Annotated in this window: 18 protein-coding genes; 6 read left to right on the top strand and 12 right to left on the bottom strand. The window is 70.2% G+C overall.

All coding sequences use genetic code 11. The features are described 5' to 3' along the window. Nucleotides 1-17: 17 nt before the first annotated feature. The gene (locus ACW4TU_RS24865; protein ID WP_457416989.1) at nucleotides 18-1,184 is read right to left on the bottom strand and encodes a cobalt-precorrin-5B (C(1))-methyltransferase; all 1,167 of its coding nucleotides are present in this window, start codon (nucleotides 1,182-1,184) and stop codon (nucleotides 18-20) included. Between the two features lie 35 nt (nucleotides 1,185-1,219). On the opposite strand from ACW4TU_RS24865, the gene ACW4TU_RS24870 reads away from it, so the two are divergent. Next, nucleotides 1,220-1,999, top strand: a complete 780-nt coding sequence (locus ACW4TU_RS24870) for a cobalt-precorrin-6A reductase (protein ID WP_457416990.1) — start codon at nucleotides 1,220-1,222, stop codon at nucleotides 1,997-1,999. Between the two features lie 68 nt (nucleotides 2,000-2,067). After that, nucleotides 2,068-3,156, top strand: coding sequence for a Nickel transporter NicT (gene nicT / locus ACW4TU_RS24875; protein WP_457416991.1), 1,089 nt, complete (start codon nucleotides 2,068-2,070; stop codon nucleotides 3,154-3,156). A gap of 21 nt (nucleotides 3,157-3,177) precedes the next feature. Here nicT and ACW4TU_RS24880 read toward each other — a convergent pair whose 3' ends face one another. After that, entirely contained in the window at nucleotides 3,178-3,831 is a 654-nt protein-coding gene (locus ACW4TU_RS24880) for a precorrin-8X methylmutase (RefSeq protein ID WP_457416992.1), read from the bottom strand. A gap of 153 nt (nucleotides 3,832-3,984) precedes the next feature. Between ACW4TU_RS24880 and ACW4TU_RS24885 the strand changes: the two genes are divergently transcribed. Beyond that, a complete protein-coding gene (locus ACW4TU_RS24885; protein WP_457416993.1) occupies nucleotides 3,985-5,289 on the top strand; it encodes an amidohydrolase family protein in 1,305 nt (434 codons plus the stop codon). Nucleotides 5,290-5,339: 50 nt separating this feature from the next. Here ACW4TU_RS24885 and ACW4TU_RS24890 read toward each other — a convergent pair whose 3' ends face one another. The 3 genes from ACW4TU_RS24890 to ACW4TU_RS24900 all read right to left on the bottom strand — a co-directional run bounded on the left by ACW4TU_RS24890 (nucleotide 5,340) and on the right by ACW4TU_RS24900 (nucleotide 7,090). Next, nucleotides 5,340-5,522, bottom strand: coding sequence for a hypothetical protein (locus tag ACW4TU_RS24890; RefSeq protein WP_457416994.1), 183 nt, complete (start codon nucleotides 5,520-5,522; stop codon nucleotides 5,340-5,342). A gap of 71 nt (nucleotides 5,523-5,593) precedes the next feature. Then, nucleotides 5,594-5,941 (bottom strand): hypothetical protein, encoded by a 348-nt coding sequence (locus ACW4TU_RS24895; protein ID WP_457416995.1) that lies wholly within the window; start codon nucleotides 5,939-5,941, stop codon nucleotides 5,594-5,596. A gap of 174 nt (nucleotides 5,942-6,115) precedes the next feature. Next, nucleotides 6,116-7,090, bottom strand: coding sequence for a helix-turn-helix domain-containing protein (locus ACW4TU_RS24900; RefSeq protein ID WP_457416996.1), 975 nt, complete (start codon nucleotides 7,088-7,090; stop codon nucleotides 6,116-6,118). A gap of 383 nt (nucleotides 7,091-7,473) precedes the next feature. On the opposite strand from ACW4TU_RS24900, the gene ACW4TU_RS24905 reads away from it, so the two are divergent. Then, on the top strand, nucleotides 7,474-8,370 hold the full coding sequence (locus ACW4TU_RS24905; protein ID WP_457416997.1) for an aminoglycoside phosphotransferase family protein: 897 nt from the start codon (nucleotides 7,474-7,476) through the stop codon (nucleotides 8,368-8,370). Nucleotides 8,371-8,622: 252 nt separating this feature from the next. Here the strand turns inward: ACW4TU_RS24905 and ACW4TU_RS24910 are convergent, their stop codons facing one another. Then, nucleotides 8,623-12,705: an nSTAND1 domain-containing NTPase gene (locus tag ACW4TU_RS24910; protein ID WP_457416998.1), complete on the bottom strand. Its 4,083-nt coding sequence runs from the start codon at nucleotides 12,703-12,705 to the stop codon at nucleotides 8,623-8,625. A gap of 583 nt (nucleotides 12,706-13,288) precedes the next feature. Here ACW4TU_RS24910 and ACW4TU_RS24915 point away from each other — a divergent pair. Beyond that, entirely contained in the window at nucleotides 13,289-14,464 is a 1,176-nt protein-coding gene (locus ACW4TU_RS24915; RefSeq protein ID WP_457416999.1) for an FAD-dependent monooxygenase, read from the top strand. Between the two features lie 23 nt (nucleotides 14,465-14,487). Here ACW4TU_RS24915 and ACW4TU_RS24920 read toward each other — a convergent pair whose 3' ends face one another. From ACW4TU_RS24920 to ACW4TU_RS24945, 6 genes are all read right to left on the bottom strand, one after another. Then, nucleotides 14,488-15,684 (bottom strand): sugar ABC transporter permease, encoded by a 1,197-nt coding sequence (locus tag ACW4TU_RS24920; protein WP_457417000.1) that lies wholly within the window; start codon nucleotides 15,682-15,684, stop codon nucleotides 14,488-14,490. After that, on the bottom strand, nucleotides 15,681-16,457 hold the full coding sequence (locus tag ACW4TU_RS24925; protein WP_457417001.1) for an ATP-binding cassette domain-containing protein: 777 nt from the start codon (nucleotides 16,455-16,457) through the stop codon (nucleotides 15,681-15,683). The genes ACW4TU_RS24920 and ACW4TU_RS24925 overlap by 4 nt, the downstream gene beginning before the upstream one ends. Before the next feature lie 31 nt (nucleotides 16,458-16,488). Beyond that, complete coding sequence (locus ACW4TU_RS24930; protein ID WP_457417002.1) at nucleotides 16,489-17,592, bottom strand: sugar ABC transporter substrate-binding protein; 1,104 nt, start codon at nucleotides 17,590-17,592, stop codon at nucleotides 16,489-16,491. A gap of 146 nt (nucleotides 17,593-17,738) precedes the next feature. Then, nucleotides 17,739-18,593: a GAF domain-containing protein gene (locus ACW4TU_RS24935; RefSeq protein ID WP_457417003.1), complete on the bottom strand. Its 855-nt coding sequence runs from the start codon at nucleotides 18,591-18,593 to the stop codon at nucleotides 17,739-17,741. Nucleotides 18,594-18,615: 22 nt separating this feature from the next. After that, a complete protein-coding gene (locus ACW4TU_RS24940; RefSeq protein ID WP_457417004.1) occupies nucleotides 18,616-20,484 on the bottom strand; it encodes a CheR family methyltransferase in 1,869 nt (622 codons plus the stop codon). Next, nucleotides 20,484-21,083, bottom strand: coding sequence for a chemotaxis protein CheB (locus tag ACW4TU_RS24945; RefSeq protein ID WP_457417005.1), 600 nt, complete (start codon nucleotides 21,081-21,083; stop codon nucleotides 20,484-20,486). The genes ACW4TU_RS24940 and ACW4TU_RS24945 overlap by 1 nt, the downstream gene beginning before the upstream one ends. A 317-nt stretch (nucleotides 21,084-21,400) precedes the next feature. On the opposite strand from ACW4TU_RS24945, the gene ACW4TU_RS24950 reads away from it, so the two are divergent. Next, a complete protein-coding gene (locus ACW4TU_RS24950) occupies nucleotides 21,401-21,772 on the top strand; it encodes an STAS domain-containing protein (protein ID WP_457417006.1) in 372 nt (123 codons plus the stop codon). The last annotated feature ends 133 nt before the right edge of the window (nucleotides 21,773-21,905 follow it).

The following is a 21,905-nucleotide window of genomic DNA, read 5'->3' on the forward strand; positions in this document are numbered from 1 at the left end:
GTCGGATGATCAGATTCTCAGGCCACACCGCTGCGCCCCACGATCCGCCCCGCCCGGTCGATACAGATCACGTCGACCGCGACGGGCGCGCCGCGCAGTACCGCGAGGGCCTCGTCGCGTGCGGCCACCGCCACCAGGTCGCCGAGCGGGACACCGGCCGCCGCGCACAACTGGAGTGCCGCGAGGCCGGTGTTGGCGTCCGCGACCTCGGCGGCCAGCGCCTCGCTCGCACCGCCGCGCCGGGCCAGTTCGGCGAGGAGACCCTTGTCGACCTGGGAACGGGCGGAGTGCAGGTCCAGATGACCGGCCGCCAGCTTCGACAGTTTCGCGAACCCGCCGCAGACCGTGAGCCGGTCGACGGGATGACGCCGTACGTACTTCAGTACCGCCCCCGCGAAGTCGCCCATGTCGAGCAGGGCTTCCTCGGGCAGCCCGTACGCGGCCACGACCGTCTTCTCCGAGGTCGAACCGGTGCACCCGGCGACATGGGTGTGCCCGGCGGCCCGGGCCACGTCCACGCCCCGCCGGATCGAGTCGATCCACGCCGAGCAGGAGTAGGGGACCACGATCCCGGTGGTGCCGAGGACGGACAGCCCGCCGAGGATGCCCAGCCGCGGGTTCCAGGTGGAGCGGGCGATCTCCTCACCGTGGTCGATGGAGAGGGTGATCTCGACATCACCCCCGTCCCCGTCCCCGTCCCCGCCCCCGTTCCCGCTCCTGTTCCCGTGTTCGGCCGCTACGCGTGCCACGTGGTCGCGCATCAGCTGCCGGGGGACCGGGTTGACCGCCGGTTCGCCGACCGGCAGCGGCAGCCCCGGGCGGGTGACCGTGCCGACGCCCGGACCGGCCCGGAAGACGACGCCCGACCCGGCGGGCAGCAGGCGTACGGTCGCCCGGACGAGCGCGCCGTGGGTGACGTCCGGGTCGTCGCCCGCGTCCTTCACGATGCCCGCCATGGCGTACGAGCCGGTCAGCTCCTCGGTGGCCAGCGCGAACGCCGGTGTCTGGCCCCTGGGCAGCGTGATCGTCACCGGGTCGGGGAAGTCCCCGGTCAGCAGGGCGGTGTACGCCGCTGTCGTGGCGGCGGTCGCACAGGCGCCGGTGGTCCAGCCGGGGCGCAGACCGGTGTGCTTGAGTTGGGCGCCGCGCCCGCCCTTGGCCTCAGCCCCGCCGCTGCCGCTCATCGCCACTCGCCGCTCATGAAGGGAACCCGGTTCTCGTGCCGCACGTACTGATCCTGGGCGGAACCGCCGAGGCCCGCAGCCTCGCCGAGCTCCTCGCGGCTGATACCCGGTTGCCCGCGCTCCGGGTGACGAACTCCCTGGCCGGACGCGTCTCCACGCCCCGGCTGCCACCCGGCGAGGTACGCGTCGGCGGTTTCGGCGGGGCCGAGGGGCTCGCCGAGTGGCTGCGCGCGCACCGGGTGGACGTGCTCATCGATGCCACCCACCCCTTCGCCGAGACGATCAGTTTCCACGCGGCGCGGGCCGCTGCCGCAGCCCATGTTCCCCTGCTCGCGCTCCGGCGCCCCGGCTGGGTGCCGGTCGAGGGCGACGACTGGCACGGGGCCGGCTCCCTGGCGGAGGCCGCCGCGCTGCTGCCCGCGCTCGGCCGACGGGTGTTCCTCACCACCGGACGCCTGGGCCTGGCCGCCTTCGCCGGCACCGCACTGGAGGAGCTGTGGTTCCTCGTCCGCTCCGTGGACGCGCCCGAGGTCACCATCACGCACCACCCGGCCCGCATGGAGGTACTGCTCGACCGCGGCCCCTTCACCCTCGACGGCGAACGCGAGCTGCTGCGCCGCCACCGCATCGACGTCCTCGTCACGAAGGACAGCGGCGGCCCGGCGACCGCCCCGAAGCTGACGGCGGCGAGGGAGGCGGGGCTGCCGGTGGTGGTCGTACGCCGCCCGGCGGTGCCGGAGGGCGTACGGGTGGCCGACGACCCGGAGCGGGCCCTGCACTGGCTCCTGCACCGGCCGGTGTCCCGACACTCCTGACGCAAATCTGCCGCGACCTTTACTGCACATTGATTGCAGGTAATGCCTAATGGCAGAAAGCTGGAGCGATGGTGAGTCGTGAGGAGTGGATCAGGGTCGGTGGCATGGCCGCCTTCATCGTGGCGCTGCATGTCATCGGCTGGTTCACGCTGGTGGCGATCGTCGCGCCCGAGCACTACAGCGTGGGCGGGAAGGCCTTCGGTATCGGCATCGGGGTGACCGCCTACACCCTCGGTATGCGGCACGCCTTCGACGCCGACCACATCGCCGCCATCGACAACACGACCCGGAAACTGATGGGCGAGGGGCAGCGCCCGCTGTCCGTCGGGTTCTGGTTCTCGCTCGGCCACTCCAGCGTCGTCTTCGTCCTCGCCCTTCTGCTGTCGCTGGGGGTCCGGGCCCTCGCCGGCCCGGTCCAGGACGGCGACTCCCACCTCCACGACGTCACCGGCCTCATCGGTACGACCGTCTCCGGGACGTTCCTCTACCTCATCGCCGGCATCAACCTCGTCATCCTGGCCGGCATCTGGAAGGTGTTCCGGCGGATGCGGACCGGCCACTTCGACGAGGACGCCCTCGAGGAGCAGCTCAACAGCCGGGGCTTCATGAACCGTCTCCTGGGCCGCTTCACGAGGTCGATCACCAAGTCCTGGCAGATGTATCCGCTGGGCCTGCTCTTCGGCCTGGGCTTCGACACGGCCACCGAGGTCGCGCTCCTCGTGCTGGCCGGTTCGGGCGCGGCCTCGGGGCTGCCCTGGTACGCGATCCTGTGCCTGCCCGTCCTCTTCGCGGCCGGGATGTCGCTGCTGGACACGATCGACGGCTCGTTCATGAACTTCGCGTACGGCTGGGCCTTCTCCAAGCCGGTCCGCAAGGTCTACTACAACCTCACGATCACCGGGCTGTCGGTGGCCGTCGCGTTCATCATCGGTACGGTCGAACTGCTGGGCCTGATCGCCGGCCAGGCGGACCTCCACGGCCCGTTCTGGGACCGGGTCTCCGGCCTCGACCTCAACATCGTCGGATACGTCATCGTCGGGCTGTTCTTCGGGACCTGGGCCGTGGCCCTGGTGGTGTGGAAGGTCGGCCGGATCGAGGAGAGATGGACGTCGGGACTGGCGGGGCCGCAGCGGGAGCCCGCGGAGGCGGAGGCGTAAGCGGCCCACGCGCTCCACCCACTACTCCACCTCGCTGGCGATGGCGTTGACGGCAGCCGCCGCGATGGCGCTCCCGCCCCGCCGCCCCCGTACGACCAGATGCTCCAGCCGGGACGGGTGCCCGGCCAGCGCGTCCTTCGACTCGACCGCGCCGACGAAGCCCACCGGAACGCCGATCACGGCGGCCGGGCGGGGTGCGCCCTCCTCGATCAGCTCCAGCAGCCGGAAGAGCGCGGTGGGCGCGTTGCCCACGGCCACCACGGCACCCTCCAGCCGGTCGCGCCACAGCTCCAGCGCGGCGGCGCTGCGCGTGGTGCCGAGTTTCGCCGCCAGGTCAGGTACCGCCGGGTCGGTGAGCGTGCAGATGACCTCGTTGCCGGCGGGCAGCCGCCCGCGGGTGATGCCGCTGGCCACCATCGAGACGTCGCAGAGGACGGGGGCGCCCGCGCGCAGGGCCTCGCGGGCGCGGGTGACGACGCCGGGTGTGTAGCCGAGGTCGCCGGCGAGGTCGACCATCCCGCAGGCGTGGATCATCCGTACGGCGACCTGGGCGACGTCGGCGGGCAGCCCGGCGAGGTCGGCCTCGGCGCGGATGGTGGCGAAGGACTGGCGGTAGATCGCGGCGCCGTCCTTCTCGTACTCGAACACGTTTTCGAACACTGTGCTCTCACTCATCCATCGGCGTCCGTACTGCGGGCCCCGTGATTCTACGGTGTGCCCGAATGGTTGATTCTCTGAAAGTGAGAAGCTAATTTACGTTGACAGAGAAGGTCGAAATCACTGCGGAGTCACTGCGCCACCAACGCGCCATCACTGCGGAGGAACGTCATGGAACGGGACGACCTGATCCTGATCAGCGTGGACGACCACATCATCGAGCCGCCGGACATCTTCGTGAACCACCTGCCGAAGCGGTATCTGGACGACGCTCCGAAGCTGGTCCACCGCGCGGACGGCAGTGACGTGTGGCAGTTCCGCGACAGCACCGTCGGCAACGCCGCGCTGAACGCGGTCGCCGGGCGCCCCAAGGAGGAGTACGGCCTCGACCCCCAGGGCATGGACGAGATCAGGCCCGGCTGCTACGACGTGCACGAGCGCGTCAAGGACATGAACGCCGGCGGGGTCCTGGCCCAGATGAACTTCCCGTCGTTCCCCGGCTTCGCGGCACGCCTGTTCGCCACGGAGGACGCCGACTTCTCGCTGGCGCTGGTGCGGGCGTACAACGACTGGCACATCGACGAGTGGTGCGGTGCCTATCCCGGCCGCTTCATCCCGATGGCGCTCCCGGCGATCTGGTCGGCGGAGTTGTGCGCGGCCGAGGTCCGCCGGGTGGCGGAGAAGGGCTGCCACAGCCTGACCTTCCCGGAGAACCCGGCGGCGCTCGGCTACCCGAGCTTCCACGACGAGTACTGGAACCCGCTGTGGCAGGCGCTGTCCGACACGAACACGGTCATGTCGGTGCACATCGGTTCCTCGGGCAGGCTGGCCATCCCGGCGGTCGACTCACCGCCGGACGTGATGATCACGCTCCAGCCGATCAACCTGGTCTCGGCCGCGGCGGACCTCCTCTGGTCCAGGCCCGTCAAGGAGTACCCGGACCTGAGGATCGCGCTGTCGGAGGGCGGCACGGGCTGGATCCCGTACTTCCTGGAGCGCGTCGACCGCACCTTCGAGATGCACGCGACGTGGACGCTCCAGGACTTCGGCGGCAAGCTGCCCTCCGAGGTGTTCCGCGACCACTTCCTGACCTGCTTCATCAGCGACGACCTGGGCGTGAAGCTCCGGCACGAGATCGGCATCGACAACATCGCCTGGGAGGGCGACTACCCGCACAGCGACTCCATGTGGCCGGACGCGCCGGAACAGATCCACGGCGTCCTGGAGAAGCACTCGGTCCCGGACGAGGACACGGTCAGGATGACCCACGAGAACGCGATGCGCTGGTACTCCTTCGACCCCTTCTCCCACATCCCGAAGAACCGGGCGACGGTCGGCGCACTGCGCGCGGCGGCCGAGGGCCACGACGTCAGCATCCGCCCCCGGAGCCGCCAACTGACCGAGCCGGTCGACAAGTTGGAGGCGTTCAGGACACGGGCCAGGGCTGCGGTGGCGGCGGCTGCGGCGGGGAGGTAGGGGGACGCCGGTCACAGTGGCGCCTCCAGGCCTTCACCCGCTTCGACGGTTCAGAAACCCAGGTACGTGATCTGGACGACGTACACGCGCTCGCTCCGCACGACGACCTGGTACGTGAACATGCCGCCGGGGACGAGGATGTCGCCGCCCTTCGGGTCCAGTCCTTCGTGGGCTCGGCCGTGGATGTGGAGGGCTTCGGCCGCCCTGACCAGTTCGTCCGCCTTTCTGGCCACCGCGGCGAGAAAGGAAACCGGAGCGGTTCGAGCAGTTTCCTCCGCACCGAACGCGTACTCCCACTTCCAGCTCACTCGCGGACTGCCTTCATGGCCTCGGCCAGTACAGAATTCAGTTCCCGCAAAGCTTCCCAAGCGGTGACCGGATCTTCGTGCTCCAAATGGTTCTGTGCATGGGTGTAACGGACGGACAGATCGGGGCGACGCGCGATTTCGATGTTCCTGGCCCAGGCCAGTACCCAGCTCTGCACGGGGCTGAGGGACTGCCACTCGACCGCCAGGGCGAATGCCTCGTCCTTCTGGGCCTGCATCTCCTCCAGACGTCCCGGATCGACGACGGCGAGGGCCGCGCGCAGGGCGTCAGGGGTGTGCTCGGGACGGGGGATCAGCTCGTGTCCGTGGTCAGACTGGGTGCTCATCGTGTCCTCCTGAGGATGCCGTCGCCAGGGTATCGAGCCGGGGCGGCGGCCGAGCGAGCCTCGTGAGGAGCCGGGAAACGCGTCGGCTGAGAATCTGTCCAAGGGGGACGAGCTGACCATGGTGGGAACCTGAGTCCTTCGTGCGGTTGAGCCGCTGACGTGCGCGGGCGTGCGTCATGCGGCCATGGGGACGGCCGCCCGGCAGTCGCGGCAGCGACCCGGTTGCGGCCCCCGGAAGGCGCGGTCGCAGCCGTCGCAGTTCCGGAGTGGGTGTCGGACGCCGATGGTCGCCGTCTGCGGGACAGGTCCCCCGACAGGCGCCGGAGGTGGCAACAGGGCGGTGAGGCGGTGGGCCATGAAGGCGGCCGGGCGGCGCATGCCCTCGGGTGGGAGGTTGCTGATCAGGGCGTGCCGTACGGCGGTGGGGCTGACGTCGCGCTCCAGCCAGGCGGCGACTCCGGGTGCGAGGTGGGCCGTGTCGCAGGCCGACAGGAGCAGGTCGGGGCCCAGGCGGCGGAGGCCGGCGAGGAGGTCGGTGGCGGCCTGGAGGAGGCCTGGTCCCTTGTATGAGGGCTGCGGTACGGCGGGGAGGGGCTTGCGTGGGGCCTGCTTCTTGGGCGGGCCGGGGGCGGTGGTGGGGTTCGCGGGGCGTGTCGGACGGTCGGCCACGACCCCGGCGTCTGTCCCGATGCCAGCCCCGGTGTCGGCCCTGGCGTCGGTATGAGCAGCGGCATTGGCATTGGCAGGGCGCTCGGTGTGGTGGCCGGGGCGGTTGCAGGACACCGTGCGGGTGACGATGTTGCCGCTGGGGGTGCGTTCGCGGGTTCGGCTGAGGTAGCCGTGGGTTTCCAGTTCGCGCAGGGCGGCGGCGATACGGGCCGGGCCCTCGGGGAATCTCTTGGCGAGGGTCTTGATGTCGACGGGGGCACCTGCGGGCAGCGACTGGATGTGGGTGCCCAGGCCGATGGCGAGCAGTGACAGCTCGGGGTGCTGGGCGAGGTGGTTGCCGATCACCGTGAAGCGGGTGGTGTGGCGGGCGTTGTCGTGGATGACGCCGGAGATGCCGGAATTGGTGCGCCGGTGGGGGTGATTTTTGCCCGGCGGGCGGGACTGGGCGCGCGGGGGCGCGCTAGGGTTTTTCGTGTCCATCGGGAAGGTAGTGCTTCCTTGGTGGTCAGGCCCTCGCATTGGGATGCCAGTCCCGGCGAGGGCCGTCGTCTGTCCGCTGTCCGCGGTTGTCAGTGGTGGTCGTGCTGCGCTGAGCGTAAGGCAGGCAACCGGGCACAAATCCAGCTGAGTTGCCGATGTTCACTCGGGCGAGTGAGTTCGCGCGCAAGCGACCGTGGCCGCTGTCTCAGGCGGACGGGAGGGGTGGGGTTTGGTTGGTTTCTTTTCTCCCAAGTGCCTTTAAAAGGAGCGCTGGTCGCACCGGAGCACGGGAAATCGGGTTCCGGAGCGACCTCGACCTCCGTACGCGGCCGACGCTGGAAAACGGGCTGCGTGCAAGGTGCCTGTCAGGCAGCATCACGGGGATGACCATGCACGAAGACCAAGTGGACGTGACCCCCGAGACGGTCGCTGCGTTGATCCAGGACCAGTTTCCCCGGTGGAGCGGCAAGGAGATCCGGTTCCTGCGGTCGACCGGCACGGTCAACGCCATCTTCCGTATCGGGGACGACCTTTCCGCACGCTTCCCACTGCGACGGGCGGATGCCGTCGAGACGCGGGCGGCCCTGGAGCTGGAGGCGCAGGCGAGCGCGGAGCTGGTGCGGGTGTCTTCCTTCCCTGTCCCGGAACCCGTGGCTCTGGGGGAGCCCGGAGCGGGCTACCCCATGCCGTGGTCGGTCCAGACGTGGCTGCCGGGGACGGTCGCCTCGGAGGCCGACCCGAGTGGGTCGGATGCTTTCGCGCAGGACCTGGCGACCTTCATAGCCGCCCTCCGGAAGGCAGGGACGGCTGGACGGCGCTTCAGCGGCGCGGGTCGTGGCGGCGTACTCACCGACCACGATGAATGGATGGAGGAGTGCTTCGCGGAGAGCGAGGGGCTGCTCGACGTGCCCCGGCTGCGTCAGATGTGGAGCCACCTGCGGGAGCTGCCGCGCGAGGGTGCCGACGTGATGAGCCACAGTGACCTGATCCCCGGCAACGTGCTGGTCGCGGGCGACCGGCTCAGCGGTGTACTCGACGCCGGCGGCTTCGGCCCGGCCGACCCCGCGCTGGATCTGGTCAGCGCGTGGCACCTGCTGCGACGGGGCCCGCGGGAAGTGCTCCGGCGGACACTGGGCTGCGACGATCTCGAGTGGGAACGCGGGAAGGCGTGGGCGTTCGAACAGGCGATGGGCCTCGTCTGGTACTACGTCGAGAGCAACCCGACGATGAGCGGGATGGGGCGTCGGACACTCGAGCGCATTCTGCGGTCGACGGAGTGATGTCGCCCGGCGGCCTTCAGCGCGACAGGGAGATGTCCGTTCCGTCCCTTCGGGCACAAAAGAACCCGACCGCTGGCGACGGGGGATGCACCAGCGATCGGGCTCTGGCCAAGGGTAACAAGACTGCATGCTCAGCGGGAGTCGACTGCTCCCCTATGGCGACCAGTTGTGACTGGGATCACTCTTATTCACTCCTGTTTCAGTACAACCGTTTGCGTGGACCCTCGGAAGTGACCCGGCCCCGCCCGGCCCCTACTCGTCGCACGGCGGCTCGTAGGACAGCCGTGGCAGATACTCGTGCCACTTCTCCGCCGTCAGGACGCGCCGGGTCGTCGAGCAGATGTGGGTGACCGCCGCGTCGACGTCGAGATTCCACAGCCGGACCGTGTCCGCGCCGCTCGACACCCCGACGATGCCGCCGCGAGGGCTGAACGCCAGGAAGTTGCCCGTCTTGGCGTTGGGACTCATCGACTGCCCGATGGACGTGGCCCTCGCCGGATCGCTGACCTCCCAGAGCCGGACCCCGTTGTCGTTGCCGCCGCTGGCCAGCACCCTTCCGTCCGGGCTGAACGACAACGCCTCGACCGCCTCGGTGTGCCCGGTGAGCGGTGAGCCCAGGCTGTGCGTCCCGGCCGGGTCGGTGACGTCCCAGAGGCGGACCGTGCCGTCGTCGCTCCCGCTGGCGAGCGTACGGCCGTCCGGACTGTAGGCGAGCTCGTTGACAGGACCACGATGTCCCTTGAGCACCTTGCCGAGACGGGTGGCCCTGGCCGGGTCGGTGACGTTCCAGAGCCGGATCGTGCCGTCCGAGCTCGCGCCGGCCAGCGTACGGCCGTCCCGGCTGAAGACGAGGGAGCTGACGTAGCCCTTGTATCCCGTGAGCTGGGAGCCCAGCGGACGCAGCTGGGCCGGGTCGCTCGCGTCCCACAACTGGACGGTGAAGTCCTCGTAGGCCGTGGCCAGCGTGCGTCCGTCCGGGCTGAACGCCACCGAGGCGGCGAACCGCGTCCTCACCTTGACGGGGGCCGCCCAGGTGACGGGGTGCTTCGGATCGCTGACGTTCCACAGCTGCACCGTGCTGTTTCCGGCCACCATCGCGAGAGTGCGGCCGTCCGGGGAGAACACCGGCGTCCGTACCTCGCCCTCCCCGGGCGTGAACGGTTCCCCCTGTGCCACGGGGTGGTCGGGCCGCTCCACGTTCCACAGCCGGACCCGTCCGTCGCGCGAACCGGTGGCGAGCAGCTTGCCGTCCGGGCGGAACACCCCGAGGCGGCCGATCATGTCCGACGTCGGCAGCGACCACAGCCGGACCCTGCTGTCGCCGCTCCCCGTGGCGAGCGTACGGCCGTCGGGGCTGAAGCCCAGCGCGTACATCTCGCCGCTGCTGCCCGCGAGGGGTTCGCCGACCTGCGAGGGGTACTGCGGATCGCTGACGTTCCACAGGCTCGCGGTGCTGTCCGCGCTGGCGGCGGCCAGGGTGGTCCCGTCGGGGCTGAAGGCCACCGACCAGATCGCGTCGGTGTGGCCGGTGAGCGGCGCGCCGAGCTGGGCGGCGTGCGAGGGGTCGGACACGTCCCACAGCCGGATCGTGTCGTCGGCGGCGCCGCTGGCGAGGGTACGGCCGTCGGGGCTGAAGGCCACCGAGTGCACCAGGTCGGTGTGCCCGGTCAGCTTCGTGCCGTACGGCTTCGGGTCGCGCGGCTTCGACACGTCGTACAGCCGGATCGCGTTGTCGTCGCCGCCCGCCGCCAGTTTCCGGCCGTCGCGGCTGAACGCGATGGCGCGCACGGCGGCGCCCGCGCCGGTGAGGGTGCCGATCGGCTCGGCGCGGGCCGGGTCGGCCATGTTCCACAGGCGGACCGTGCGGTCCTCGCTCGCCGAGGCGAGGGTGCGGCCGTCCGGGCTGAAGGCGATCAGATAGATCGTGCCGTCGTGGCCGGTCAGAGGTGCGCCGAGGGAGCGCGGACGCGCGGGGTCGGACAGGTCCCACCGGCGGATCGTGCCGTCGTCGCCCGCGCTGACGAGGGTGCGGCCGTCCGGGCTGAAGACCGCGCTGCTCACCCAACTCGCGTTCGCGGCAAGGGGTTTGCCGAGTGGCCTGGGGTTCGACGGGTCCGCCACGTTCCACAGGCGTACGGTCCTGTCGTAGCTGGCGGTGGCCAGGAGCCGCCCGTCCGGGCTGAACGTGGTGAGGTAGACGGCGCCGGTGTGGCCGATCAGCGGGGTGGACAGCGGTGTGTTCACGATCGAGATCAGCCGGCTGCGGGTGCTCGTGTCGTCCGGGCGGAGACTGTGGGCGACCAGGCTGAGCTGCGCCGACAGCGACGGGTCGGTGGACTGGACGCGGTCGGCCTCGGCGAGCACGTTCTCGAACACCGCGTCGTCGCGCTGCTGCCGGGCGATCAGCGCCGCACCCCCGGCCAGCAGGGCCAGCACGACCACCACGGCGACGGCGGCGCGGCTGATCAGGACGGTGCGCCGGCGCAGCCTGACCGAGGCGGCCAGGAACTGCACCGCGCTGCGGGTCAGGAAGGTGTCACCGGCCGACTTCGCCCAGATGTGCGCCTGCTCCAGCCGGGAGCCCCGGTAGAGGAGTGAGGTGTCGCGCTTCGACTCCTCCCAGGACCGGCTGTCCTCCTCCAGGCGCTGGCGCAGCAGGTTGCCGCCCCGGTCCTCGTCGATCCAGTCGCGCAGGCGCGGCCAGGCGTGCAGCAGGGCCTCGTGGGTGATCTCCACGCTCTCCGCGTCGAGCGTCACCAGCCGGGCGCGTACGAGGGCTTCGAGGGACTCCTCCGTCTTGTCCGGGTCCGCCGACTCGGCCGCCAACTGCCGTCGCGTACCGCGCCTGCGGGTGGCCTGGGTGTCCTCGCCGAGGCGCACCAGCCGCAGCAGCAGCAGCCTCGCGGCGGTCCGTGCCGCCGGGTCGAGACCGGTCCAGGCACGCTCGGCGGTCGCCGCCACCGCGCCCTGGATGCCGCCGGCCGCGCGGTAGCCGGACAGCGTCAGACGGCCCCCCTTCCGGCGTTGCCAGGTGGCGAGCAGGGCGTGCGAGAGGAGCGGCAGCACGCCCGCGTCGTGCGTTCCGCGCGGTCCGTCGGCGCTCACCTCCCGCACGATCAGCTCCGCGAGCCCCGGTTCGAGCTCCAGGCCGACGGCCTTGGCCGGCCCGGTCACCGCCTCCCGCAGCTCGGTGCCGGTCAGCGGCCCGAGGACCATGTGCCGGTGCTGGAGCGCGTCGGCGAGTTCGGGATGGCGCAGGCACTGGTCGTAGAAGTCGGCGCGGACACCGAGGACGACGAGCGCGGGCGCCCCCTCACCGGAACCGGCCTGCTCGCCGGGACCGGGCCGCTCACCACGCCCGGGGGGAGTGGAAGCGGCGTGCAGGAGTTGGATGAAGGTGTTGCGGACCGTCTCGTCGGGACAGAGAGTGAACGTTTCCTCGAACTGGTCGACGATGACGACAGGGCGGGCCGGAGCGACGGTCGAGGAGTCGGGGGCGTCACGGCGAGCCCAGGCGGTGACCGTCTCCCGTACCGCACGGGCGAATTCGGGCGTGCCGGGCTCGGCCGCCGCCTTCCCGGCGGGGGACAGGATCTCCGAGAGTCCGGGTATACGACGGGTCAGCTCGGCGAGGGGATCACTGCCCGGGACGAGCTGAACGACCTCCCGGGCCGGCTGCCCCGGTCCGCCCAGCGCCCCCTCCCGCAACGCGGGCACCAGCCCGGCGCTCAGCAGGGAGGACTTGCCGGCCCCGGAGGCGCCCACGAGCATGACCAGACCGCCGGTGGCCGTGGCCGCAGGGGTCTCCGCTGCCTCCGCCGCGCGGAGCTGTGCGACGAGGGCGTCGGTGCTCCGCTCCCGGCCGAAGAACCACCGGGTGTCCTCCAGACGGTACGAGGCGAGGCCCAGGTAGGGGCACACCCCGCCCGGCACGGCCGCGACCTCGACGGCGGGCGGTTCCTCCTCGTCCAGGGACTCGGTGACCCGGTCGCCGACCGGATCGGCGACGGCACGCTCCCACAGGTGCTGCCACTGGACCATGTCGTACAACCCGGGGGAGACGGCCACGGGCCGGTCGCGCCGGGCCAACGGGACGAGGACGCTCAGTACGGCGGCGAGGGCGGCGAACTGGGCGGGCACGTTCCTCGCCCGCCGCCAGTCGCTGATCCGCTGGACGGAGACCCGTACGGGGCGCCCGCGTTCGTCGATCCGCTGCAACTGGGCCACGGCCTCGGCCACCCGTTTGAGGGGAGGATTACCGGCCTCTTTGTACAACAGCGCGAGCCGCTCCGCGAAGGCCGTGCGTGCCCCTGAGTCGGAACTCAAGGTCTCCACCCCTTACTTCCCCCGCGTACGTCATCCGGTTCCGTCCGGACCGGAAAACCCATTCTATATGGCTGACCTGCGGTTAAGCCGTCCGCCTGGTACCGGAACCTCCTCACTTCGGCCCCTGGATGGCAGGATCATGACGCAACAAAGAACCAGCCACGTGGCGTCCACCCGGACCACCAGCGCAGCGATCCCCAGGGCAGCTCGGGAACCGAATGTTCTCGGCCAGTTTCCGTCGGAGTCGCCAGCCGGGTGCGACGGTCGCGCCACGCGGGCCTGAGATCCGCGGAACCGGCACAGTCCGGACATCTCCCGGGTCGCCGTCCATCGTTCGGCACCGGTCCCCACGTGGGGAGGGACCGGTGCCGAACGGCGTTGCGGGCGCAGTACGGTGCCGGTACCCGCAGGGCCTTGTCGGGGTTGTGTGGGGTGTGTGTGGCGTGAGGGTTGTCGGGGTGAATCGCCGAGCGCCCGGATTCTGGTCGACGAGGACGGTCGGCGAGGGCGAAGGCGGCGGCAAAGGCTCTCGACGACACCGCCTCGTGGGGCGAGGATCGATCCGTACGACGCCGTTCGGGGAGGCGGGGGTATGCGGGCGATCGTCGTGGGAGCGGGTATCGGCGGCCTGGCCGCGACACTGAGCCTGCGCGCGGCCGGCCACGAGGTCACCCTGGTCGAACAGACGCGGCGCTTCACCGAGATCGGCGCCGGCATCCAGCTCGCGCCCAACGCCACCCGCGTACTGCGCCGGCTCGACCTGCTCGACACGGTCGCCGCCCGGGCCGCCCGCCCTTCCCGGCTGAGCTTCCGCACCTGGTCGGACGGCACCGAGATCTGCGGTTACGTCCTTGGCCCCGAGGCCGAGGACGAGTTCGGGGCACCCTACCTACAGGTCCACCGGGCCGACCTGCACCAGGCCCTGGCCGCGCGGGTTCCGCCCCGCTCGGTGCGGCTGAACACCCAGGTCGTGGGCATCGACCAGGACGACACGGCCGCCTACGTCACGACGGCCGCCGGTGAACGCCTCGGCGCGGACCTGGTCGTGGCCGCCGACGGGGTGCGGTCCGCGGCCCGCCAGTGGCTCTTCGGCGCCGACGAGGCCGTCTTCTCGGGCACCGCCGCCTACCGGGCGCTGCTCCCGGCCGCCGAGGTGGCCGACCTGGACCTGCCGGAGTACGCGGGCTGGCTGGGGCCGGGCCGGCACGTCGTCCACTACTGGGTGCGAGGCGGTCAACTCCTCAACCTGGTCGCCGTGTTCACGACCGAGGCGGAGGCGGCGCACGAGTCATGGACCGCCCGGGCGGAACCGGGAGAACAGCTCCGTGAGTTCGCCGGCTGGGACCGCCGGGTGCTCACCGCCCTCGAACGCGCCGGCCAGGTGTTCCGGTACGGCATCAACACCCGTACCCCGCTGGCCCGTTGGAACATCGGCAGGGTGACCCTGCTCGGTGACAGCGCCCACGCGATGGTGCCGTTCCAGGCCCAGGGCGCCGCCCAGGCGATCATGGACGCGGCGGTCCTGGGCGACTCCCTCGCGGACGCGGCACCGGCGGAGATCCCGGACGCGCTCACCCGGTACGTACGCCGACGGCTCGCCACCGCGACACGGGTGCAGGCCGGTTCGGCGAGCGCGGGCGACGCCTACCACCTGCCGGACGGGCCGGAGGCCGAGGCCCGCAACGCCCGGATGGTGGCGTACGGCCACGAGAACAGGTTCGGCCCGCACGCGACGGCCTGGCGGGACGACGTACCGGGGGAGGGGTGACCGAAGGGCCGAGTGGCCGTCTCTCAGGCCCGGCCACGCGACTCGGGGGCGCGGCGCGCCAGCGAGTCGAAGATCACCGCGGTGATCAGCACCCCGCCGGTGATCATGGACTGGACGGCGGTCTCGACACCCAGCAGCGCCATGCCGGAGGCGATCGACTGGATGATGAGCACCCCCAGCAGCGCCGACCAGGTCGAGCCTCGTCCGCCGAACAGGCTGGTGCCGCCGATGACGGCGGCGGCGACGGCGTTGATCAGCAGCATGCCGGAGCCCGAGACCTGGCTCGCCGAGGTGAACCGCGACGCGACGAACAGCCCGCCGACCGCCGCCAGTGTCCCCGACACCATGAACACCGAGATCCGTACGCGCGTCACGTCGACGCCGGCCCGCCTCGCCGCCTCCACCCCGCCGCCCAGGGCGAGCACCTGCCGTCCGTAGGGCGTGCGGCGCAGCAGCAGGTCCGAGGTGACGATGACCCCGAGGAAGATCAGCAGCGCCAGCGGCAGCCCCTCGAAGCGGCCCAGAACAGAGACCGTGGTGAACGCGATGACGGCGAGCAGGGCCGCACGCGCCCAGATCTCGGCCACCGGCCGGCACGGCATCCCGGCGCCGGCGCGACGGCCGCGGTCACGCAGGGAGACCAGCAGATAGGCGGCCGTGCAGAGCGTGGCCAGGCCGTAGGTGAGGACGGGGGTGCTGAAGTAGCGGCTGGTCAGTGAGGCGACCAACCCGTTCTCGTTGAAGTGGATGGAGCTGTCCGGGCCGAGCAGGTAGAGCATCAGACCGCTCCAGGCCAGCAGCCCGGCGAGGGTGACGACGAAGGCGGGTACGCGGAACCGGGCGAAGAGGAACCCGTGGACGGCCCCGATGGCCGTACCGCAGATCACCGCGATGACGACGGCGAGCCATTCCGTCATACCGAGGTTCACGTTCAGCGCGGCGAACACGGCCCCCGCCAGACCGGCGAGTGACCCCACCGACAGATCGATCTCGCCGATCAGCAGGACGAAGACGATGCCGACGGCGACCATGCCGGTCCCGACGATGTCCACGCTGAGGACGGACAGGTTGCGCGGCGACAGGAAATGGTCGTTGAGGCACTGGAAGACGACCCAGGTCACGACGAGCGCGAGGAGCACCGGGGCAGGCCCGAGCCCGCCCTCGCGCACCTTGCGGCGCACGGCACCGGCGCACGCCACAAGCCGCGGGTCGAGGTTCACGGCCACACCTCGTCCGGGTGCGGCCGATGGGCGACGGCGTGGTCGGCCGCGCCGGTGATGGAGGAGATGATCTGTTCCTGTGAGGTGGTGTTGACGTCGAAGAGGCCGTTGTTGCGGCCCAGCCGCAGAACGGCGACCCGGTCGGCGACGGCCTTGATGTCGCTCATGTTGTGGCTGATGAGGAGCACCCCGAGGCCTTTGTCGCGCAGCTCCTCGATCAGATCGAGAAGCTGGTTGGTCTGCTGGATACCGAGGGAGGCGGTGGGCTCGTCGAGCAGCAGCAGCCGGGGCGAGGCCAGAAACGAACGGGTGATCGCGACGACCTGACGCTGGCCGCCGGAGAGACCGGCGAGCGGCACCCGCACATCGGGAATCCGGATGGAGAGCGTGTGCAGCAGCTCGCGGGTACGACGTTCCATCTCGACCTCGTCGAGGACGCCGAAGCGGTGGATCTCCCGGCCGAGGAAGAGGTTGGCGACGACATCGAGGTTCTCGCACATCGCGAGGTCCTGGTAGACGGTCGCGATCCCGAGCAGGCTGGCGTCCTGGGGCCGCCGGATCTGCACGGCGCTGCCCTCCCACTCGACAACGCCCTTGTCCGGGGGGCCGGCCCCCGAGATCACCTTGACCAGGGTGGACTTCCCGGCGGCGTTGTCACCGACCAGGGCGACCACCTCCCCGGCCCTGACCTCCAGCTCGATGTCGACCAGTGCCTGTACGGCGGCGAACCGCTTGGAGACACCGCGCAACGCCAGCAGGGGCTGACCGGGCACGCTGCCACCTCCTTGGAACTCATCGAACTCGTCATATGAGCCCGGCCCGGTCGCAGGCGGACCGGAGAGCAGGCGTACAGATCTGGTCGACGGTGTACATACCGTCCTTCACCAGCGTCTCCCCGATATTGCCGACAGTCACCGAGACGGACGGCAGCAGGACCGCCGGCACGTTCTTGGTGGTGGGACTGTCGACGGACCCGGTGGCGATGGCCTCGACCTTCTCGCCGCGACCGAGGGCGACGGCCATCTCGACGGTCGCGTCGGTCGCGCGCCTGAAGGGCTTGTAGACGGTCATGTACTGCTCGCCCCTGACGATCCGCCGTACGGCCATGAGGTCGGCGTCCTGCCCGGTGATCGGGGGCAGCGGCCTGACCTTGGCGGCGTGGAAGGCGGAGACGACGGCACCGGCCATGGCGTCGTTGGCGGACAGAACGCCGTCGATGTTGTCGGCCCCGAGGGCGGCGATGGCGCCTGTCATGTTGACGTAGGCGTTCTCGGGCCGCCATCCGACGGTGTCGTACGACTTGCCGATCGTCACCCTGCCCTTGAGCACGGCGAGCGCGCCCTCCTTGTACCACCCGGCGTTGGGATCGGTGGTGGCCCCGTTCATCATGACGATCCGCCCACCGTCGGCCTTGCCGCCCATGGCCTTCAGCAGTCCCTCACCCTGAAGGCGCCCGACCTCCGCCCCGTCGAAGGTGACGTACCCGGAGATCGGCCCCTGCGCGAGCCGGTCGTAGGCGACCACGGGAACACCGGCCCGGTGCGCGGCCTCGACCGAGGGGCGCATCAGCTGGGGGTCGACGGCGGCGAGGATGAGCACGTCCACACCACGGGTGATCATCGCCTCGAACTGCTGCTGCTGAACCGCCGGGTCGGCCGTCGCGGCGACGGTCGCGGCAGGACAGTCCGGGCACAACTGCTTCAGCTTCTTCACGATGAGGGGCTTGTCGAACTGCCCGAACCGCGAAGCACCACCTCCGGGCAGGAGAACACCCACGGTGGGACTGTCACCGCCGGTACCACCGCTCCCGTCCCCGCCGCCGCAGGCTCCTAGGAGGCCCAGACCGACGGCAACCGAGACCGCGAGGAACCTGCGCTTCAGGGCTGGAAGGCCGGCACCGAGACCCATGTTCGGTTCCTTAGAACATTTGCACGATTTCAGGGCGCAAGAGAAAATCTACCCAGACATGGATGTATGGGTATGTATACGAACTTGAGGCCAAGCGTAGCCAAGCCGCTGGCCGGCCGCTGTTCGGGCGTCATGCCATCTCGCCCTCAGATGAGTTTCCGGTCCCCGTGCACGATCTGCCGGGCGAGGGCGTCGGAGGACACCTCCTCGGCGAACGCCACGGCCTTGATGAGCGCCAGCGCGTCCATGACGGAGCAGCCGATCCGTACGGACACCATGCCGGCCGCCTGGTGCACGGTGGCTCGCATGTCGGTCCCGCCGTAGAGGTCCGGGTCGGCGTCGGGGTCGAGCAGCACGATGCGGGTGAGGGCCTCGGCGACCTCGGCGAGGCGGGCGGGCCGCGCGTCCGCGGGCCGCGGGTCGAACACCGTCAGTGCCCCGATACAGCTGCCCTGTATCCGCAGCGGTACGGCGGCCACCGAGGCGATCCCCAGCGAGACCAGGGAAGGGCCGTACCCCGGCCAGCGCGCCTCGATCTCGGGCCCGGACGCATGCACCGGACGGTGTTCCGCCGCCGCGTCCTGGCCCGGACCCTCGCCGAGTACGTACTCCAGGTCCTGGGCAGCGCGGGAGAGCTGGTCGGAGACGGCGACCGCGAGATGGTTCTGCTCGGTGTCGAGCAGCGCCATCGCCGCGCTGTCGGTCCCGCACGCCTCCGCGACCACCGTCATGAACCGCGGCCGGGTGCCCCGCCCGCCGGCCCACGCCGTCGCGCGGCGGGCGAAGCTGTCCTGGAGGCGGGCCGAGGCGCGATGGCACTCGGCGGTTCTGCGATGCGTACGCGCGATCTGGCTGTGGAACTCCCCGCCGGGTTTCGCCGCCAGCAGTTCGTGCCGCTCGGCGGCGGCCTCCGCCCGGTCCGCGCGCTCATGGGCCAGCGCGGCACGTTGCCGTGCCACCACTGCCAGACCGAGGTCCTCCATGCGCCCCTGCGGGTCCATGAGCCCAGGCTACGCCGCCGGGTCAGTCGACGACATCGCTTCGGCTCTCCTCCATCATCAGGACGACGCCGCCGTGGTTCCCGCCGAACGGGGAGAAGAACACGTCGCAGCTGATGGGCCGGCCGATACGGCTCAGGGCCTCGACGCCGATCGGGCCGGAGCGGCTGCGGGTCTCCAGGCACCGCTCCACGACGGGCCGCAACTCCTTCGTGGGCAGCCCGAAGTCCAGTTCGAAGAAGGGCTCGCCGATCACCTCGTCCACGCGCAGCCCCCACAGGTCGACGGCGCCCCGGTTCCAGCTCTTGACCTTCAGGTCCTTGCCCAGCACCACCACACCCGCCGCGATGCTCTTCAGAACCGCCTCCAGGAACGCCCTGGCCTCGTCCAGTTCGTCCGTGCGGATGCGCATCTCCTCGTTCATCGTCTCCAGTTCCTCGTTGCCGGACTGGAGTTCTTCGTTGGTGGTCTCCAACTCTTCGTTGGTGGACTGGAGTTCCTCGTTCGTCGTCTCCAGTTCCTCGATGCTGGACTGGAGTTCTTCGTTGGTGGTCTCCAACTCTTCGTTGGTGGACTGGAGTTCCTCGTACGCCGTCTCCAGTTCCTCCCGGACCCTCTTGACCTCGGCCTTCAGATGCGTGGCGACCGTCACGTCGGTGAACGAGATCACGGTGGCGATGTGCAGCCCGCCGGGGCCGGAGAGCGGCTGGATGAGGATGTCGTAGTACTGGACGTCCTCGCCCGTGCGGCGCTCGACCCGGTTGACCCGGAGGGTCCGGCGCTCGTGCATGGACTGGTCGATCAGGGAACGGAGTTCGACCGGCCGGTAGGAGACCTCCAGGTCCTGGAAGGGACGGCCGATGTCGCCGGTGGTCAGACCGAGCTGGATCCTCGCCTGGTTGTTGACCGTCACGACGGTTCCGTCGCTGTCGAGGGCGATCAGCGGGGTGGGTCCGGCGTCGAGCACCAGGTCGCGCAACTGGCGGGCGCGCGCCACCGAGTGCACCTCGTTGCCTGAGCCCGTCCTGATCTTCAGGGGGGCCGGATGGTAGGTCAGTCCGTTGCTGCCCGTCCGGCGCCGGAAGACACGCTGACGCATGTTCACCACTTCGAACCGCTCGCTGTCGTTCAGCAGCATCTCGGCCTTGCCGAGGAAGAGGAAGCCGCTGGGGCGCAGGGCGAAATGGAAACGGTCGACGATCTGCGTCTGGGCCTCGACGTTGAAGTACATCAGCGTGTTCCGGCACACGAGCAGGTCGAGCCGGGAGATCGGGGCGTCACGGGTGATGTCGTGCCGCCCGAAGATCACCCGGCGTCGCAGGTCGGGGCGGAAGCTGAACTGCGCGCTGTTCTGCTCGAAGTACTTCTCCCTTGTCTCCGGGGAGAGCGGTTCCAGCGCCTTCGGCGTGTACAGCCCCGAACGGGCTTCGCGCAGTGCTTCCTCGTCGACGTCCGTGGCGTAGATCTTCACGCGGCGCAGGCACTCCTCGATGCCGAGCGCCTCCGAGAACATCATGGCCATCGAGTACGCCTCCTCGCCGCTGGAGCAGCCCGCGCTCCACACCCTGATCTCCTGCTCCGGATCGAGGGTCGTGAGCAGCTCGGGTACGACCTCGTGCTGGAGGAGGGTCCAGGCCTCCGGGTCGCGGAAGAAGGAGGTGACATTGATCAGGATGGTGTTGAAGAGGACACCGAATTCCTCGGTGTCGGTCTCCAGGAGATCCTGGTAGTCCGGGTACGAGCGAATACCGACGTCCGTCATCCGCTTGTGGATGCGCCGGGCCAGCGTCGAGCGCTTGTAGCCCGTGAAGTCGAAACCGCGGGCTTCCCGGATGAATACGAGCAGTTCCTCCAGCGCCTCGTTGTCCTCGTCGTCGTCCTGCGGTTCGCCCATCACTGCCTCTCGGCCCCGACAAGTCCCCGCACGACCGCGGCGATCTCCTCAAGGGGTAGCAGGAAGTCCACCGCTCCCGTGTCCACCGCCGACTGCGGCATCCCCGGGAAGTCCGCGGTCTCCGGATCCTGGACGATCACCGTACCGCCGCGGGACTTGACCGCTTCGACTCCCGTGGCTCCGTCCCGGCCGGTCCCAGTGAGCACACAGGCGATCGCCTCCGCCCCGTAGGCACCGGCGACCGATTCGAAGAGAAGGTCGGCGGAGGGGCGTACGAAGTGGACCAGCTCGGCGTCGGACAGGCTCAGGACGCCGCCGGAGTCGACAAGGAGGTGCCGGTCGGGAGGGGCGACGTAGACGGTGCCGGGCCGCACGCGTTCGTCCGCCTCGGCGAGCTTGACGGCAAGCCTGGTCCGGCGTCCGAGGACCTCGGCGAGCACCGTCCGGTGCCGCGGGTAGAGGTGCTGGACCAGGAGTACCGGTACCGGCAGCTCGGGGCCGAGCGCCCCGAGCAGCGCGGTCAGTGCCTGGATGCCTCCCGCGGACGAGGCGACGGCGACGACGCCGTAGTGATCCGCGGGCGGCTGGTCACGCCTCACGCCGCGAGCGTAGCGGAACGGAACCGGCCGGCGGGGAGCCGAAGCGGCCGATGGTTGCCCTGATTCGCGTCCGGATTTGCGGCCGGAGTCTTCCGGAGCGACTTCCTGATGTGAGTGCACTCTTCGGGCTCCTAATCAAGAATATCTACAAAATTACACCCGAATGGTGGAGCCCACTCCAGGTCGAAGCCTTTCTGCTCGAAGGGTCGACCTAAAGTCGACCATGTCGTCGCCCGTGCTCCCGGTGGCTGTGGATATCCAATGCAGCCCGCTTCGCCGTCGAGGCGGGCATCTCGCGAAACCATGGAGATGCCGCGATGCCCCGGGAGCCCGCTTTCTCTGCCCAGGTGATCCACGTCCACGAGACGGACGGGCGAGTCGTCGTCCAGCTGATCGGCGAGATCGACGTAGCCGTCGTCCTCCGAGTCACCGCCGAGATGGACACGGTCACAAGCCGGCCGAACACCCACGTGGTGGTCGATCTCGGCCCCGTCGAGTTCCTGGACTGCTCAGGGCTGGGTCTGCTCTGCCGCGCGAAGCGACGAGCCGAGGAACGGGGCGGACACCTGACGCTGGTCTGCCCCCATCCCCGCATCCGCAGGATGCTCCGGATCGTGGAACTCGACCGGGTCTTCACGATGACGCCCACCGTGGAAGAGGCGCTCGGCGGCCACACGCCGGTGAGCTGAGGCCGGGTTCTCCTGTCGAACGATCCGGTTCGCGGACTGTTGCCTTCCACTCAACTCGGCCTAGGCTGCGGGCAAGAGACTCGCTCCTCAAGGAGCCAGCACCACTGGACTACTGACCACTGGACCACTGGCC

The sequence above is a fragment of the Streptomyces kryoterrae genome (genome assembly GCF_054072135.1).